This window comes from Streptomyces sp. NBC_01176 (assembly GCF_045039825.1).
Lineage (GTDB): Bacteria > Actinomycetota > Actinomycetes > Streptomycetales > Streptomycetaceae > Streptomyces.
The window spans coordinates 3,111,918-3,127,652 of sequence record NZ_CP108600.1; the positions used below are offsets into that span (position 1 = coordinate 3,111,918).

General features: G+C 71.1%; 17 protein-coding genes. 10 read left to right on the plus strand and 7 right to left on the minus strand.

The window, feature by feature from the left end; all coding sequences use genetic code 11:
• The first annotated feature begins 301 nt into the window (after positions 1-301).
• The 8 genes from OG199_RS13160 (at position 302) to OG199_RS13195 (ending at position 7,314) form a co-directional block, all read left to right on the plus strand.
• The gene (locus OG199_RS13160) at positions 302-1,078 is read left to right on the plus strand and encodes an amino acid ABC transporter ATP-binding protein (RefSeq protein WP_401801597.1); all 777 of its coding nucleotides are present in this window, start codon (positions 302-304) and stop codon (positions 1,076-1,078) included.
• An 86-nt stretch (positions 1,079-1,164) separates the two neighbouring features.
• Positions 1,165-2,082: a glutamate ABC transporter substrate-binding protein gene (locus OG199_RS13165; RefSeq protein ID WP_356801894.1), complete on the plus strand. Its 918-nt coding sequence runs from the start codon at positions 1,165-1,167 to the stop codon at positions 2,080-2,082.
• A 163-nt stretch (positions 2,083-2,245) separates the two neighbouring features.
• Positions 2,246-2,893, plus strand: coding sequence for an amino acid ABC transporter permease (locus OG199_RS13170; protein ID WP_356801892.1), 648 nt, complete (start codon positions 2,246-2,248; stop codon positions 2,891-2,893).
• Positions 2,890-3,834 (plus strand): amino acid ABC transporter permease, encoded by a 945-nt coding sequence (locus tag OG199_RS13175; RefSeq protein ID WP_356801890.1) that lies wholly within the window; start codon positions 2,890-2,892, stop codon positions 3,832-3,834. Before OG199_RS13170 ends, OG199_RS13175 begins: the two co-directional genes overlap by 4 nt.
• Before the next feature lie 212 nt (positions 3,835-4,046).
• Positions 4,047-5,729 (plus strand): FAD-dependent monooxygenase, encoded by a 1,683-nt coding sequence (locus tag OG199_RS13180; protein WP_356801889.1) that lies wholly within the window; start codon positions 4,047-4,049, stop codon positions 5,727-5,729.
• Positions 5,730-6,234: 505 nt separating this feature from the next.
• Positions 6,235-6,306: a putative leader peptide gene (locus OG199_RS13185; protein WP_322747027.1), complete on the plus strand. Its 72-nt coding sequence runs from the start codon at positions 6,235-6,237 to the stop codon at positions 6,304-6,306.
• A 73-nt stretch (positions 6,307-6,379) separates the two neighbouring features.
• Entirely contained in the window at positions 6,380-6,907 is a 528-nt protein-coding gene (locus OG199_RS13190; RefSeq protein WP_356801887.1) for a cysteine dioxygenase, read from the plus strand.
• Entirely contained in the window at positions 6,904-7,314 is a 411-nt protein-coding gene (locus OG199_RS13195; RefSeq protein WP_356801885.1) for a rhodanese-like domain-containing protein, read from the plus strand. Before OG199_RS13190 ends, OG199_RS13195 begins: the two co-directional genes overlap by 4 nt.
• Positions 7,315-7,537: 223 nt before the next feature.
• Here OG199_RS13195 and recX read toward each other — a convergent pair whose 3' ends face one another.
• Both recX and recA read right to left on the minus strand, forming a co-directional pair.
• The gene (gene recX, locus OG199_RS13200; RefSeq protein ID WP_405829626.1) at positions 7,538-8,452 is read right to left on the minus strand and encodes a recombination regulator RecX; all 915 of its coding nucleotides are present in this window, start codon (positions 8,450-8,452) and stop codon (positions 7,538-7,540) included.
• Positions 8,453-8,455: 3 nt separating this feature from the next.
• Complete coding sequence (gene recA, locus OG199_RS13205; protein WP_266701926.1) at positions 8,456-9,580, minus strand: recombinase RecA; 1,125 nt, start codon at positions 9,578-9,580, stop codon at positions 8,456-8,458.
• A 484-nt stretch (positions 9,581-10,064) separates the two neighbouring features.
• On the opposite strand from recA, the gene OG199_RS13210 reads away from it, so the two are divergent.
• The gene (locus tag OG199_RS13210; RefSeq protein ID WP_405829628.1) at positions 10,065-10,934 is read left to right on the plus strand and encodes a hypothetical protein; all 870 of its coding nucleotides are present in this window, start codon (positions 10,065-10,067) and stop codon (positions 10,932-10,934) included.
• Positions 10,935-10,993: 59 nt separating this feature from the next.
• Here OG199_RS13210 and OG199_RS13215 read toward each other — a convergent pair whose 3' ends face one another.
• Complete coding sequence (locus tag OG199_RS13215) at positions 10,994-12,208, minus strand: AI-2E family transporter (RefSeq protein ID WP_356801880.1); 1,215 nt, start codon at positions 12,206-12,208, stop codon at positions 10,994-10,996.
• Positions 12,209-12,300: 92 nt separating this feature from the next.
• Entirely contained in the window at positions 12,301-12,495 is a 195-nt protein-coding gene (locus OG199_RS13220; protein ID WP_148010805.1) for a DUF3046 domain-containing protein, read from the minus strand.
• Between the two features lie 80 nt (positions 12,496-12,575).
• On the opposite strand from OG199_RS13220, the gene OG199_RS13225 reads away from it, so the two are divergent.
• Positions 12,576-13,529 carry a hypothetical protein gene (locus OG199_RS13225; RefSeq protein ID WP_401801612.1) on the plus strand — a complete coding sequence of 318 codons (954 nt, stop codon included), beginning with the start codon at positions 12,576-12,578 and terminating at the stop codon, positions 13,527-13,529.
• A gap of 109 nt (positions 13,530-13,638) precedes the next feature.
• Here the strand turns inward: OG199_RS13225 and OG199_RS13230 are convergent, their stop codons facing one another.
• From OG199_RS13230 to OG199_RS13240, 3 genes are read right to left on the minus strand one after another with little or no spacing between them, the layout of a single operon-like run.
• A complete protein-coding gene (locus OG199_RS13230) occupies positions 13,639-13,947 on the minus strand; it encodes an AzlD domain-containing protein (protein ID WP_356801876.1) in 309 nt (102 codons plus the stop codon).
• Positions 13,944-14,630, minus strand: coding sequence for an AzlC family ABC transporter permease (locus tag OG199_RS13235; protein WP_405834527.1), 687 nt, complete (start codon positions 14,628-14,630; stop codon positions 13,944-13,946). Before OG199_RS13235 ends, OG199_RS13230 begins: the two co-directional genes overlap by 4 nt.
• Positions 14,582-15,577 carry an AraC family transcriptional regulator gene (locus OG199_RS13240; RefSeq protein WP_356801875.1) on the minus strand — a complete coding sequence of 332 codons (996 nt, stop codon included), beginning with the start codon at positions 15,575-15,577 and terminating at the stop codon, positions 14,582-14,584. Before OG199_RS13240 ends, OG199_RS13235 begins: the two co-directional genes overlap by 49 nt.
• Positions 15,578-15,735: the final 158 nt, after the last annotated feature.

Below are 15,735 nucleotides of genomic sequence, written 5' to 3' on the forward strand. Positions count from 1 at the left end.
GTCCCGACTTGTACAACTTCAAACAGTCTCAGTTTGTACAACCAGGGCACACGTGCGTGCCCCCTGGCAGTCACGCCGATGGACAAGGACGGCGTCAAGAGGGTTCCGGTTGCGGAGGGCTTCCGTTACCCAGCCGGTACCCTGCCGCGCTCCGGGCGCGCACCCGGAGTCCGCACGCGGCTACGACACGTGTCCGATTGCTATCCGATCGTGATGCTCAAGTTCCCCTCAGATGTAATGACGCTGGTCGCACGGGCTCACTACTGTCCACCGAAACCGAGGAGGACGGAGCCCCAGAGCGATGACCGAAGTATCGGTGGCCAAGGACGACGTGGCCGCGACCGAGGACCTGGTCGTCCTGAAGAGCGTCAACAAGCACTTCGGGGCGTTGCACGTGCTCCAGGACATCGACCTGACGATCGCCCGTGGCGAGGTCGTCGTGGTCATCGGGCCCTCCGGGTCCGGGAAGTCCACCCTGTGCCGCACCGTCAACCGCCTGGAGACGATCGATTCGGGCGACATCACGATCGACGGCAAGCCGCTGCCCGAGGAGGGCAAGGCGCTCGCCCGGCTGCGCGCCGACGTGGGCATGGTCTTCCAGTCCTTCAACCTCTTCGCGCACAAGACGGTGCTCGAGAACGTGATGCTCGGGCAGATCAAGGTCCGCAAGGCGGACAAGAAGCAGGCCGAGGAGAAGGCCCGGACTCTGCTCGACCGGGTCGGCGTGGGCACTCAGGCGGACAAGTACCCCGCACAGCTCTCCGGCGGCCAGCAGCAACGCGTCGCCATCGCGCGGGCGCTGGCGATGGACCCGAAGGTCATGCTCTTCGACGAGCCGACGTCGGCCCTCGACCCGGAGATGATCAACGAGGTGCTGGAGGTCATGCAGCAGCTCGCGCGCGACGGCATGACCATGGTCGTCGTCACCCACGAGATGGGCTTCGCACGCTCCGCCGCGAACCGCGTGGTCTTCATGGCGGACGGCCGCATCGTCGAACAGGCCGCGCCCGAACAGTTCTTCAGCAGCCCGCGCAGCGATCGCGCCAAGGACTTCCTGTCGAAGATCCTGCACCACTGACACCGACTCAGCGCCGCCGCCGGCCGGTGCACACCACCGGCCGGAACCACGCAACGCCGAATCTGCCGAATCGAAGGATGTCCACCATGAAGTTCCGCACGTCCGCGTCCGCGGCAGCCCTCGCCGCCCTCGCGCTCACCCTGACGGCCTGTGGCGGTGAGTCCGGCAACGCGGGCGACAAGCCCGCCGGCGGGAGCACGGGGGCGAACGCGCCCAAGGTCCCGACGTACGCCGTGGCCACCGGTGTGAAGGTCGACTCCGCCACGCTGAAGAAGGCGCAGCAGGCGGGCAAGCTCGTCATCGGCGCCAAGAACGACCAGCCGTATCTGGGCTTCGAGGACACGACCGGCAAGCGGTCCGGCTTCGACGTCGAGATCGCCAAGATGGTCGCCGCGGATCTCGGGTTCAAGCCCGGCCAGATCGAGTTCAAGACGATCGACTCCAACGTCCGCGAGACCACCATCTCGAAGGGCGAGGTCGACCTGTACGTCGGCACGTACACGATCAACGACGAGCGCAAGAAGCAGGTCGGCTTCGCGGGCCCGTACTTCAAGGCGGGCGCGGACCTGCTCGTGCGCAAGGACGAGAAGGGCATCACCGGCCCCGACTCGCTCAAGGGCAAGACCGTGTGCTCCATCAAGGGCTCGACTCCGCTCCAGGAGATCAAGAAGCCCAAGTACGGCGCGAAGACGGTCGAACTGTCGAAGTACTCGGAGTGCGTGCAGCAGCTCCTCAACAACGAGGTCGACGCCGTCACCACCGACGACGCCATCCTCAAGGGCTACGCGGCGCAGCGCCCCACCAAGCTCAAGGTGATCGGCCGGCCGTTCACCGAGGAGCCGTACGGCGTGGGCATGAACAAGGACGACAAGGCCCTGCGCGACGCGGTCAACGACGCGCTGGAGAAGCACGAGCAGAACGGCGACTACAAGAAGGCGTACGACGCGACGCTCGGCCTGTCCGGCTCGCCGTACACGGAGCCGCCGGCCGTCAACCGCTACTGACGCACTGTCGAGACGTCGCCGCCGCGGCGTCGGCTGAGCCGGCCGCCGCCGACCCGGTGCCCTGCGCGTCCGCGGCGGCCGGCCGACACGTGGCGCGACGCCGTCCGGCATACCACCCCGGACGCGGCCTCCCCTGCCCGTACACCGCCACGAGGACCTCCCCGTGAACGTATTGCTCGACCATCTCGCGGACTTCCGCGAAGGTTTCATAGGCACCCTGCTGCTGACCCTGGCCAGCGGACTCCTCGCGATGGTGCTGGGTGTCATCATCGCCGGGTTCCGTGTCTCTCCCGTGCCTCCGCTGCGGATGTTCGGCACCGCCTGGGTCACCCTCTTCCGGAACACGCCCCTGACGCTTCTCTTCCTCATCGCGTGGTTCGTCGTCCCGGTCATCTTCGTACCGGGTCTGAGCCCCTGGACGAAGGCCCTGCTCGCCCTGAGCTTCTACACCTCGGCATTCGTCTGCGAGGCCGTCCGGTCGGGCATCAACACGGTCCCGCTGGGGCAGGCGGAGGCCGCCCGCTCCCTCGGCATGAGCTTCTCGCAGACGCTGCGTGTGATCGTCCTGCCGCAGGCGACACGGACCGTGATCGCACCGCTCAGCTCGATCTTCATCGCCCTGACCAAGAACTCCGCGATCGCGGGCGCGTTCAGTGTCACCGAACTCTTCGGCGTGCAGAAGCTGCTGAGCGACCAGGGCTTCACCATCACCTGGATCTTCCTTTGGGTGGCTCTCGGCTACCTCGTCATCACGTTCTCGATCAGCGGTCTCTTCCGGCTGCTGGAGCGCCGCCTGGGGGTCGCACGATGACTTCGAGCGTTCTGTACGACGCGCCGGGCCCCAAGGGCCGCCTGCGCAACCGGCTCTACACGGTGCTCGGCTCGCTGGCCCTGGCGGCCCTGCTCGCCTTCGTCGTGTACCGGCTCGACGCCAAGAACCAACTGGACCCCGACGTCTGGAACATCTTCAACAACGCGGGCGTGCGCACCAAAATCCGCGACGGTGTGCTGACCACGTTGAAGGTGTTCGCCGTGGCCGGCGTGCTGTCCCTGGCGCTCGGGCTGCTCCTCGCCGTGGCACGCCTGTCCGAGCACCGGCCGGTCCGCTGGTTCGCGACCGGCTTCATCGAACTGTTCCGGGCCGTCCCGCTGCTCATCACCATCTACGCCCTGTGGGTCGTCTTCCTCACCTACAAGAACGACCTCGGCACCGTCGGCGACAACACCGCGTTCTGGGGTCTCGTCATCGGCCTGACCATCTACAACGGCAGTGTGCAGGCCGAGATCTTCCGCGCGGGCATCAACGCGGTGCCCCGGGGCCAGGTGGAGGCGGCGTACGCCCTCGGCCTGCGCAAGTACCAGGTGATGACGACGTTGTTGCTGCCGCAGGCGGTGCGCTCCATGCTGCCGACGATGATCAGTCAGCTGGTGGTCACGCTCAAGGACACCTCGCTCGGCTACGTCATCACCTACACGGAGCTCCTGTTCGCCACCCGGACGATGGCCAACAACATCATCGTCAACGGAGAGAACCCGTTCACGGCGGTCACCATCGTCGTCGCGGCGATCTACATCGCGATGTGCCTCGCGCTCTCCTCGCTCGCGACGTGGCTGGAACGGCGGGGCCGCCGCTCGAGGACCGGGGTCGCCGTGGCGGCGGCCGCCGAGCCGGCCGAACAGCCAGGCGTGCTCGACGCCGTCGACGCAGCCCCGGGACCGGCCGACGCAGACGCGACCCGCCCGAAGAAGTAGCCACGGAGCGCGGGTGCGGGCGGCACACCGGTGTGCCGCCCGCCCGTGGTCCGCCGGTGGCGGCTGATCACCACTCAGCCGTGCGGCGGACCCCGTCACTTGACGCAAGCACCGGCACTGGGTTGCATACATTCTGTGATCGTGCACCCTGCTCCGTCTTCCTGTTCACCTATGTCCTCCAGGGCACCACTGCGGGCAGGGGGCGCCGCGCCGTGGACCCGGTGATCATCGTCGGCGCGGGGCCCGTGGGCCTCACGCTGGCCCTTGCGCTGGCCCGCCAGGAAGTCCCCTCCGTGGTCCTCGACGAGGGACCGGGCAAGGACGAACAGCGGCTCGCGCGGACGGTGGTACTGCGCGAGGACACCGCCGCGCTCGTCGAACGCCTGACGGGTCTGCCCCTCTCCGCCGCCGGTTTCCATTGGGCCGGATGGCGGTCCATGCGGCGCAAGCAGGTGATGCGCGAGATCGCATTCGACGCGAAGGGTTCCACCGGCCCGGGAAGCGCCGGGAGCCCCGGCGAGCCCGGGGACGACGAGGAGCTCGCACCTCCGCTGCACCTCGCGCAGCACACGCTGTCCGCCGCCCTGCGCGAGGCCATCGCCCACGAGCGGCTGATCAAGCTCGCCGTCAACAGCCGCCTCGACTCCGTCGAGCAGGAGACCTCGGGCGTCACCGCGCACACCCGGGGCTCCAACGGCACCTGGTGGAGGGGCAGTTACCTCGTCGGCTGCGACGGTCCGCGCTCAACCGTGCGCAAGCTCCAGGACATCCGCTTCCCCGGCCGCACGGCCGTCGAACGGCATGCCGTGGCCGCGCTGCGGACAGAACTGCCGTGGCCCGGCGAAGCGTTGCTGCACCGGACGCCGCCGTGGCGGACCTCGGGCCCCTCGGCCGGCGAGGTGACCGCCCGCCCCCTCGCCGACGACGTGTGGCGCCTGGACTGGCTGCTGCCGCCCGGCAAGGACCTGGTCACCCCCGACCTGCTGGTGACACGCATCCGGGAGACCCTCGCGGGCTGGAGCGGCGGCCCCACACCCCCGTACGAACTGCTCGACACCGGCGTCCACACCGTGCATCACCGCCTCGCGCGCCGGTGGCGGTCCGGCCGGGTGTTCCTGGCCGGGGACGCCGCGCACCTGCTCGGCGCACTCGGCACCCAGGGCCTGGACGAGGGCCTGCGGGACGCCGACAACCTCGCCTGGAAGCTGGCGGTGGCCTGGCACCACGGCCCGCACGAGGCGCTGCTCGACAGCTATCAGGTGGAGCGACGGGCCGTCGTGGCCGCCCGGCTGCGCGCCGCCGACCAGGCACTTCCGCTGCTGCGCGGCGGCGGAGGGCTACGGGCGTACGTGCCCGGATCGGCCCGCGGCCACGACGTCATGCTCACGGACGGGCACCTGGGACGCGGCCCGCTGGGCAGGCCGGGGACGTACGCCGACTCACCGCTCGCGCCCCGCCCCTCCGAGTCGGAGACTCCGGTGGACACGGCGCCCGGTGCGCCGGTCGTCGACGTGCGGGTGACCGCGGAGGACGGCACGTTCGTACCGCTGCGGGACCGGCTCGGCCGTGGGGTGCTGCTCGTCGTGCTGATCGCACCCGGTACGGGGGTGTGGGAGCGGAAGCACTGGGTGACGGCCGGGATCATGCCCCGGCTGGCGGCCGCCGTGACCGCGCTGCCGCACCCCGCCGAGCTCCTGGTGGCCGAGAGCTACCCCGGCGCGGCCGCGCACAGCGTGCTGCTGGTGCGCCCCGACGGACACCTGGTCACCGCGCTGAGCGGAGTGCGCCCGGCCGACCTGTACGCGGCGGCCGAAGCGGCACTGGGCGGCCCCGCCAGGGTGACGGCCGAAGCGGAGCGGGAGGCGAGGGCGGAGAACGCGGTGCGCACGGGCTGACGGCCGGGCCGTCCTCCCGCGGGCCCGCCCAACTCACCCAACTCGCCCATACCCGCCTGAACCTGGCGGGCTCGCGCTCGCGGCGCTCATGGGCCGCTGTGGCCTTCCGGGGCCCGCCTCGCGGGTGCGCTTCCGGGCCTCGACGGCACCGTCGTGACGCACCGCACAGGTGATGGATAGCACGCAGTGACGAGGTGTATCCCGCGGAAGTCCCTCCGCGGGGCCGCCACCGACCGCTGTCGGGATGGCATCCGGCTGCCCGCGTGGTCGAGCGCGCGAGCTCGGAGCCGGCTGCCGGGGCCGCCCGGACCTCGGGTTCTTCCGGATCGACGTCACCCGTGAGCTCCCGGACCGAGCTCGTCCGCGCCCGGCGCACCCGCGGGCGGGCGCGCCGCCGACCGGGAAACCGCCGGGCCACCCCGGGTGACTGTCTGGTCCACATAGTGACAGTGAGTTGACCGGTCCGAACCGCCATGGTGTACTCCGGATCGTGACCGACACCTGTGTGCGCCTGTGGCGGAGGGTCCATATGGACCTCATCCGCTATGCGGGCTGCGTGTGTCGACCGTCCTGCTGAATTCGCTCCCCCTCTCCCCGCGCGCGCCCCCTGTGCTGCCGCGCGCCCCTCGCGAACCCTCAGGACGGTACAAGTGTCTGTCTCCCCCTCTGTCTCAGCGCCCCCACAAGCCCCCTCGCAGACCGACCTGCTCGACTTCGTGCGCCGCGCCGCCGCCGACACCGAGTTGGTCGCCTCGCTTCCGCTCGATCCCCAGGGCCGTACCTGGGTCCGTCTGGAAGGCCCGGGTGGCAGCGAGGCCTGGCTCATCGGCTGGCCTCCCGGCACCGGAACCGGCTGGCACGACCACGCCGACTCGGTCGGCGCCTTCGTCACCGCGGCCGGTGAGCTCAGGGAGTACTCGCTCGCCGCGCGGCTGCCCACCGACGGCTGGAAAACCCTCGAACTGACCGAGGGCGTCGACCGCGAGCGGCGGCTGCCGGCCGGCAAGGGCCGTTCCTTCGGCCGCCACCATGTGCACGAGGTACTCAACGACTCCACCGAGGAGCACGCGATCTCCGTGCACGCGTACTACCCGCCGCTGCCCCGGATCCGCCGCTACAGCCGTACCGGGCAGATCCTCCGACTCGAGCAGGTCGAACGACCGGAGGACTGGCAGTGAGCGACCACACCCAAGGCCCGGTGGGCATCGACGCGTTGCTGGAGAAGGTCCGCGCGGGACTCGACCGGGTGGAGGCCGAGGAGGCACACGCCGCCGCGCGAACCGGCGAAGCCCTTCTCGTCGACATCCGGTACGCCGCCCTGCGTGACCGCGACGGGCTGATCCCCGGTGCCCTCGTCGTGGAACGCAACGAACTGGAGTGGCGGCTCGACCCTCAGGGCAGCCACCGCGTCCCCGAGGCCACCAGCCACGATCTGCGGGTCGTCGTGATCTGCAACGAGGGGTACGCGTCCAGCCTCGCCGCCGTGTCCCTGCGCCAGCTGGGACTGGGCAGGGCGACCGACCTGGTCGGAGGATTCCAGGCGTGGAAGGCGGCCGGTCTACCGGTGACGGCGCCGTCCCCGTAGTCGCCGTGGTCCAGGCGGTTCCCCTCGTTCAGGTGGTCCCCGTGGTTCAGGCGGTTCAGGTGGTTCGGCCATGGTGGGTGCCCTCCGCCGTAAGGGGCGGCCGCCATGGCTCGCTGCCCCCTGCTCCCCTTCGGAACCGGGCGCCCGGAATCCCGTCAGGTCGGAGTCCCGCGCCCAGAAGGCCCGTCGGGCCAGAACACCCCGTACCCGTAACCCCGTCGGGTCAGAACCCCTCGTCCCCGAGCCCCTCCGTGTCCTCGCCCTCTTCCTCCAGGGCCTGGCGGACCAGCCGCAGGGCCATGCCCTCGGAGTAACCCTTGCGGGCGAGCATGCCCGCGAGGCGGCGCAGTCGCTTGTCGCGGTCGAGGCCGCGTGTGGAGCGCAGCTTGCGGGCGACGAGTTCGCGCGCCGTCGCCTCCTCCTGCTCGGAGTCGAGCTGTCCGACGGCCTCGTCGATGAGCGTCGACTCCACGCCTTTGGTCCGCAGCTCCCGTGCGAGGGCCCGCCGGGCCAGACCCCGGCCGTGGTGCCGGGACTCCACCCAGGCGTCCGCGAAGGCGCTGTCGTTGATCAGGCCGACCTCCTCGAAGCGTGACAGGACCTCGTCCGCGACCTCGTCGGGGATCTCACGCTTGCGCAGCGCGTCCGCGAGCTGTTTCCGCGTACGCGGGGTCCCGGTGAGCAGGCGCAGACAGATCGCCCGCGCCCGCTCAGCCGGGTCCCCTGGGGGCTCCCCCTTCTCGGCCCTCGACGAGGTAGGAGTGCCTCCATCCTGTGGGTCGCCGGACGGCTCACCGAAGCTGCCGTTTCTCCGACGCCCTCGTCCACCGCGCGGCCCTCCGTCGCCGCGCCGACCGGCACCGCCACGGCGTGAACCGTCAGCCGGCGAACCGTACGGGTCCGCCGGAACGTCGCCGTAGCCCGCCGGAACGTCCGTGCCGCCGCGCCCGCGGGAGCCTCCGCTCCAACGGCCCTCGCCGTCCGGTCCGTCCGGATCCCCGCCGAGGAACCCGTCGGAGCCGTACGCCCCGCCGTGGGCTCTTCCGCTGTCTCCGACCGCATCGCCCTGTCCCCCGTACCCCCGCCCCTCCGGTGGCACGGGGTCGGCGTACTCGGCCCAGTCGGTTCGTCGCGTCATGGACTAGCTCTTGGCCGCCGCGGTCTTGGACTTGGTGGTCTTGACCGCGGGGGCCGGCACCGTCTTCGCGGCCTCGTCCGAGGCGGTCGGGGCCGCCGCGTCCGCGGCCGGCTCGGCGGTGGGCTCCGCCGGCCTCACACCGACGCCCAGCTTCTCCTTGATCTTCTTCTCGATCTCGTTCGCGAGGTCGGGGTTGTCCTTCAGGAAGTTGCGAGCGTTCTCCTTGCCCTGGCCGAGCTGGTCGCCCTCGTACGTGTACCAGGCGCCGGCCTTGCGCACGAAGCCGTGCTCCACGCCCATGTCGATCAGGCCGCCCTCACGGCTGATGCCGTGCCCGTAGAGGATGTCGAACTCGGCCTGCTTGAAGGGGGGCGCGACCTTGTTCTTGACGACCTTGACGCGGGTGCGGTTGCCGACCGCGTCCGTGCCGTCCTTCAGCGTTTCGATACGGCGGATGTCGAGACGCACCGAGGCGTAGAACTTCAGCGCCCGGCCACCCGTCGTGGTCTCCGGGGAGCCGAACATCACGCCGATCTTCTCGCGGAGCTGGTTGATGAAGATCGCGGTGGTCTTCGACTGGTTGAGCGCGCTGGTGATCTTGCGCAGGGCCTGGCTCATCAGACGGGCCTGCAGACCCACGTGCGAGTCACCCATCTCGCCCTCGATCTCCGCGCGCGGCACCAGGGCGGCGACGGAGTCGATGACGATGAGGTCGAGCGCGCCGGAGCGGACGAGCATGTCCACGATTTCCAGAGCCTGCTCGCCGTTGTCCGGCTGGGACAGGATCAGGTTGTCGATGTCGACGCCGAGCTTCTTCGCGTACTCGGGGTCGAGGGCGTGCTCGGCGTCCACGAAGGCCACCTGGCCGCCGGCCTTCTGCGCGTTCGCCACCGCGTGCAGCGTCAGCGTCGTCTTGCCGGAGGACTCCGGGCCGTACACCTCCACCACTCGGCCGCGCGGCAGGCCGCCGACACCGAGGGCCACGTCGAGCGCGGTCGACCCGGTGGGGATGACCTCGATGGGCTCGTTCGGGCGCTCGCCCAGGCGCATCACCGCGCCCTTGCCGAATTGCCGTTCAATCTGTGCGAGCGCGGCGTCGAGCGCCTTCTCGCGGTCAGTACCTGCCATGGGTTCCACCCGATTTGCTTGAGTCGATCGCTTCACGTCAAAGACGCTAACGCCTGCCACTGACAATGCGCCCCGACGCCCGCCCGACCTGTGGATAACTCGGGCACATCTCCACGAAAGCCCTGCCGGAATCCCCGTCATGAGCCCCGCCGGAGATTCCATAAGAATGGATGTTCGATTTTGGTGTCAAGCGCACCACGCGACACCTCCGAGACTACGGTCGCGGTCGGACGACGGCCGGATCCCGGCACCGGGCCCTGTCCGGGCGACGACGCGACGCGGCCTCGGCGGGGTCGCCTCGGCGGGGTCGCGGACCATCGGCCCGCTGCACCGTCACATCTTCCGCGTCCGCCACATCTTCCGCGTCCTCCGCGACTTCCGCGAGGCTCCTCCCGCACGTCCTGCGGCCGTACTCTCCGTGGCGTACGGCGGGAGTCTTCGGCCGTACGACGACCCCGTGCTCCGGGCCGTCGAAGCTGGACCCATGGACCATCCGGAGAGCCGCGCGGAACACCGCGGCGGAACACACGCGCCCGCCCTCACCGCTCCGCCGGCCACCGTCCCCGCGCCGCGACCGGGCCACCGGGAGGACAGGGGTGTCCGTGCCGCGTGGCGCGCGGCGCGTCCCTCCGAGCGGCTCTGCCACGGGACCGGCGCCGTGCTGGCGCTCTCCGGGCTGGCGCATCTGGTCGTCTTCGCCGTGGACGGCGGGCCCTGGGACGGCCCCGTCTCCTGGCGCAAGCCCGTGACGTTCGGGCTCTCCTTCGGACTGACGCTGATCGCGCTCACCTGGGTCACGTCGTACCTGCGCGTCGGAGCGCGCCTGCGCACCGCGCTGCTCGTCGTGTTCGCCGCGGACTGTGTCGTGGAGGTCGGCGGGATCACTCTGCAGGCGTGGCGCCGGGTGCCCTCTCACCTCGACATGGAGACCGGCTTCGACACGGCGGTGTCGATGACGCTCGCGGTGGGCGGCGGCGTCCTGGTGGCGCTGCTCACCGTGTTCGCGGTCGCCTCCTTCCGGCACCGGCCCGCGGGCCCCACGGGGATGCCGCTCGCGCTGCGCTCCGGGTTCGCGATCCTGCTCGTCGCCCTGCTGTCGGGTGCCGCGATGATCGCGCGCGGTGTCGTCCTCACCCGTACCGGCCACCAGGAGGCGGCGTATCGCTCGACGGCCCCCCTCAAGCCCCTGCACGGCGTGAGCCTGCACGCGGTACTGGTCCTGCCCGCGCTGGCGTGGCTGCTGTCACGCACCTCGTGGAGCGCCCGGACGCGGCTGCGGATGATGTACGTGGCGGTCGGCTGCTGGACGGTGGCGGTCCTGGCCGCCGCGGCCTGGGCGGCCCTCACCTGGTGAATCCCGCCTCGCCGCAGGTCCCACGGGACGGCCCTGGCGGCCTCGTCCGCCGATCGGCCTCATCTGCCGAACAGCCCGCGCAACCGCGCGCGGAAGGGGCTGGATCTCCTGATCCGGCGCCCGTGCACCCGGGGGTCGTCCGTGACGTCGTACCGCTTCACGTACGCGCCCAGGAAGGCCTGCAGCGTGGCGACCGCGGGAATGGCGATCAGGGCACCGACGGCACCGAGGAGCGCGGTGCCCGCGATGACCGAGCCGAAGGCGACCGCGGGGTGGATGTCGACGGTCTTGGAGGTCAGCTTCGGCTGCAGTACGTAGTTCTCGAACTGCTGGTAGATCACGACGAAGACCAGCACCCAGAGCGCGTACCAGGGATCGACGGTGAAGGCGATCAGCATCGGCAGGGCACCCGCGAGATACGTGCCGATGGTGGGGATGAACTGCGAGACCAGGCCCACCCAGACCGCGAGCACGGGCGCGTAGGGCACGCCCAGGGACTCCAGCAGGATGTAGTGCGCGATGCCGGAGATCAGCGCCATCAGACCGCGCGAGTACAGATAGCCGCCGGTCTTGTCGACCGCGATCTCCCACGCCCGCAGCACCTCGGCCTGCCGCGCGGGCGGCAGCACGGAGCACAGCGCGCGCCGCAGCCGCGGCCCGTCGGCCGCGAAGTAGAACGAGAACAGCGTGATCGTCAGCAGTTTGAACAGACCCCCGAGCACCTGCGCGGACACGTCCAGGACGCCGGTCGCGCTGTTCTGCACGTACTTCCGCAGCCAGTCGGAGTGGACCAGGCTGTCCTGGACGTCCACCCGTCTCAGGTCGGTGTGGAAGGTCGAGTTGATCCAGTTGATCACCGAGTCCAGGTAGGCGGGGAAGCCCTCCACCATCTTGATGATCTGGCCCGCGAGCATCGAGCCGAGCAGGGCGACGAATCCGGCGGTCACGATCAGCAGGCCGAAGAAAACGAGGAAGGTGGCCATCCCCCGGCGCATGCCGTAGGAGGCCATCCAGCTCACCGCGGGCTCGATCGCGAGCGCCAGGAAGAACGCGATGAGAATGTTGATCAACAGGCCTATCAGCTGGTGGAACGCCCAACTGCCGAGCTGGAAGACGGCGATGAGGGTGAGCGCGAGCACCATGGCACGCGGCAGCCAGCGCGGCATGCGGCCGCCCTGCGCCGCGGCGTCCATGCCGGGAGGCGGCGTGGGCGGCGTCGTGCCGAACGGTGATGTCTGCTGGTCGACCTGCGCGGTCTCGTCTGTCGGGGCCACGGTGCAAGTCTCGCCCACGCCACCGACAATCGGTGCCCGGCCCCGGACCTTCGTGGCCGGTCAGCGGCTTTCGCCCGGAAGTTCCCGTCCCGTCAGCGGTTTTCGTACGGAACGTTCATGGTCGCGCACACCACGCGCCACACGTCCTTGGCCTCCCAGCCCGCGTCCAGGGCCTCGTGCACCGTCCGGCCGCCGAGCTCCGTCATCACATGATCGCGCGCGAAGGTGTCGGCGTACCCCGCACCGAAGTGCTCCGCCATCCGCTGCCAGAAGACCGTCAACCGCATGACTCCAGTATCCCGCCCCTGAGAGTGGGTCCCGGCCGGGACCCCTTGCCGAGACCGCTTTCCGCCCTACGGTCTGAGGCATGGCCGAAACCGGAGCATCCCCACTCCCCCCGACGCCCCCGGCGCACACCCCGCTCTCGCGCGCCGGGCACTTCGTCTGGCTCACGGCGCGCGTACTGGAGCAGCGCCGCTTCGTGTACCACTTCCTGGACGGCGACGACGGCAGCGCCGACGCGGTCGAGACCGCGCTGGCCGCCTACCGCAACGACGACGAGGGATACGGTCATGCGCTCGAACCCGATCTGCGCGGCCCGGTCAGCCAGCCGCTGCACACGGGGCACGCGCTGCGCGTGCTCGACTCGATCGGGCGGTGCGGCGGACAGCGCGTGGACCGTGTGTGCCGCTATCTGACCTCCGTCTCGACGGCGGACGGCGCGCTGCCGGCGATCCGTCCCAGTCAGCGCGGATATCCCCATGCCCCCTTCGTGCCGGTCGTCGACGACCCGCCGAGCGAACTGCTCGCCACCGGGCCCGTGGTGGGCCTGCTGCACCGCAACGAGGTGTGGCACGCCTGGCTGTTCCGGGCCACCGACTTCTGCTGGCAGGCGGTCGACTCCCTGGAGAAGTCCCATCCTTACGAGGTCGAGGCGGCCGTGGCCTTCCTGGACTCCGCGCCCGACCGCCCGCGCGCGGAGGCCGCGGCCGACCGGCTCGGCCGGCTGGTGCGCGAGCAGCGGCTCGCCGCGCTGGACCCGGAGCGTCTCGACGCGTTCCCGGTGGCCTCCGGCTACGCGCCGGGCGAGCACCATTTCCCGTACGACTACGCGAAGACGCCGGGCTCACTCGCGCGCGCGTGGTTCACCGACGAGGAGATGGCCCGCTCGCTCGACTTCCTCGCGGACGAGCAGCGGGAGGACGGCGGCTGGCCGATCCGCTGGCGGACCTGGGCACCGGGCACCGCCCTGGAGTGCCGTCCCATGGTGACGATCGAGGCGCTGCGCACCCTGCGGGCCCACGGGCGGGCCATCGACTGACCCCGGGGGCGCGGGATCGGTCCGCGGGACGTCGCGGACCGTCGCGGACCGTCGCGGGTCCAGGATCCCCGCCGCCCGCGCCGGGTGCCGGCGGTCGTGGCCCGCGCCGTCAGCCGGTCATCGCCCGCACCCCCGCCGTCACGACCACGGCGGCACCGACCACGAGCAGGAAGGGCGCCCGCAGGAGCAGTGCCACGGCGGCCGCGGCGAGACCGGCGGCCTTCGCGTCCACGACCAGGACGCGCCCCTCGGCGAAGGTCTGCTGCGCCGTGAGCGCGGCCAGCAGGGCGACGGGCAACAGGGCGGCCAGGCGCTTGACGAGCGGACGCTCCAGGACGCCGGCCGGGACGAGCAGCCCGGTGAGTTTGACGAGGTAGCAGCCGACGGCGGTCACGCCGATCGCGATCCAGACGTTCAACGGTCGTCCTCCGGCGCGTCGTGGCTGGTACTCGGTCGTCCGTCGGTCCCCGGGCGCCGGCGTCCCTCCACGTAGAAGGCGGCGGGAGCGGCCAGCGCGGCCACCAGCACCGGGACTCCCGCGGGCAGCACGGAGAGCAGACCGAGCCCCAGGAGGACCGCGGCACCGGCGACCGCGCGCTCCGTGGTGGTCGTCAGCATCGGTGCGAGCAGCGCGAGGAAGACGGCGGGCCCGGCGGCGTCCAGCCCCCACGCGTCGGTGTCCCCGATGGCGCCGGCCCCGACCGCGCCCAGGAGCGTGGTCAGGTTCCACAGCACGTAGAGGGTGAGCCCGGTGACGGTGAAGCCGATCCGGACGCTGCGCCGGGTCGGCTGGGCCAGCGCCACGGCCGTGGTCTCGTCGATCACCCACTGCGCGGCGAACGGACGCACCGCGCGCGGGAGGGCCAGCAACTGCGACAGACGCAGTCCGTAGAAGGCGTTGCGCACCCCGAGGAAGAAGGCGCCCGCGGCGGCCGTGAGCGGATTGCCGCCGCTCGCGAGAGCGCCCACGAGCGCGAACTGCGAGGCGCCGGTGAACACCAGGAGACTGAGCGCACAGGTCTGCGACACCGTGAGTCCGCTGCCGGCCGAGGTCACCCCGAAGGCGAAGCCGGACAGTCCGACGGCGATCCCGACTCCCAGGGCGTCCCGGACGACGGCGGCGTCGGGTCGTCCGCCGTCTTCTTTCCTGCGGGTCGCTGCGCGAGCTGTCTGTTCTGCCACATCCCGGACGGTAGGTACAGCCCCGGCTCCGCGTCTTGTACGTTCTTGCGCTCACGCCGATAGGCACCCGGGGGCACGCCCACGATCCGGGTGAAGTGGCGGTTCAGATGGGGCTGGTCGGTGAAGCCGACGGCGACGGCCGCCTCCGCGGGCGCCGAACCGGTGTCCAGGAGCCGGCGTGCCCTGCGGACCCGGGCGTCGGTGAGCCAGGTGTGCGGCGGCATGCCGTAGGTGTCACGGAAGGCGCGCAGCAGGGCGAACGGGCTGGTGCCGAGGTCGGTGGCGAGCCGCTCCAGGGTCGGGGGCTCGGCCATCCGCTCCTCCAGCACGGCACGCGCGCGAGCGGCGACGCGGGAACCTGCGGTGGGTACGGCCCGTTGCGGCAGCGTGCCCCCGTTCAGCCGGAGCAGCCGGGTCACGGCGACCCTCAGCAGGGTGTCGGCGGCGAGCGCGTTGCCCTCCTCGGCGGCCCGGAGCACCTCGTGGACCAGGCTCACGGCGTACGGGTCGTCGAGCACCGGGCGGGTGAAGCCGGGGGTGCCGCGGATCGTGGTGGTCTCGGCGGCGATCTCCGCCATCAGCTCGGGGGACGGGTACACCGCCCCGTACCGCCAGCCTTCGGGGACACCCGCCCGGCCCGTGTGCGGGGTGTCGGGGTTGACCAGCGCGAGGGTGCCCGGGCCCGCGTACTGGTCGGCGCCGCCGTGGTGGAAGACCTCGACGCCGTCGGCGATGGCGGCGATCACGAAGTTCTCGTGGGTGTGCCGCACGAAGACCTTCTCCACGAACCGGGCGCGCAGCAGGTCGACACCCGGCAGTTCCGCGTACTGCCAGTGCCGTGCCCGCTCCTGTCCCGAACCTGCCACCTCCTCATTCTCCGCGACCACGACCGGACGCCGACCCCTCGGTCCACCCCTCGGCCGGCCCCGTTCCACCCCTCGGCCGGCCCCGGTCCGGCCGCGCCGGTTTCCCCAGCGACCGCATTCGCGCAGGTCAGCGCGATTGTCAGTGGCGGGGTGCAGGA

What these genes read in the sequence shown, in the direction of transcription:
- OG199_RS13160 (WP_401801597.1), top strand. Translation starts at nt 302, where the DNA reads ATGACCGAAGTATCGGTGGCCAAGGACGACGTGGCCGCGACCGAGGAC.
- OG199_RS13165 (WP_356801894.1), top strand. Translation starts at nt 1,165, where the DNA reads ATGAAGTTCCGCACGTCCGCGTCCGCGGCAGCCCTCGCCGCCCTCGCG.
- OG199_RS13175 (WP_356801890.1), top strand. Translation starts at nt 2,890, where the DNA reads ATGACTTCGAGCGTTCTGTACGACGCGCCGGGCCCCAAGGGCCGCCTG.
- recX (WP_405829626.1), bottom strand. Translation starts at nt 8,452, where the DNA reads ATGACGCGACGAACCGACTGGGCCGAGTACGCCGACCCCGTGCCACCG.
- recA (WP_266701926.1), bottom strand. Translation starts at nt 9,580, where the DNA reads ATGGCAGGTACTGACCGCGAGAAGGCGCTCGACGCCGCGCTCGCACAG.
- OG199_RS13210 (WP_405829628.1), top strand. Translation starts at nt 10,065, where the DNA reads ATGGACCATCCGGAGAGCCGCGCGGAACACCGCGGCGGAACACACGCG.
- OG199_RS13220 (WP_148010805.1), bottom strand. Translation starts at nt 12,495, where the DNA reads ATGCGGTTGACGGTCTTCTGGCAGCGGATGGCGGAGCACTTCGGTGCG.
- OG199_RS13225 (WP_401801612.1), top strand. Translation starts at nt 12,576, where the DNA reads ATGGCCGAAACCGGAGCATCCCCACTCCCCCCGACGCCCCCGGCGCAC.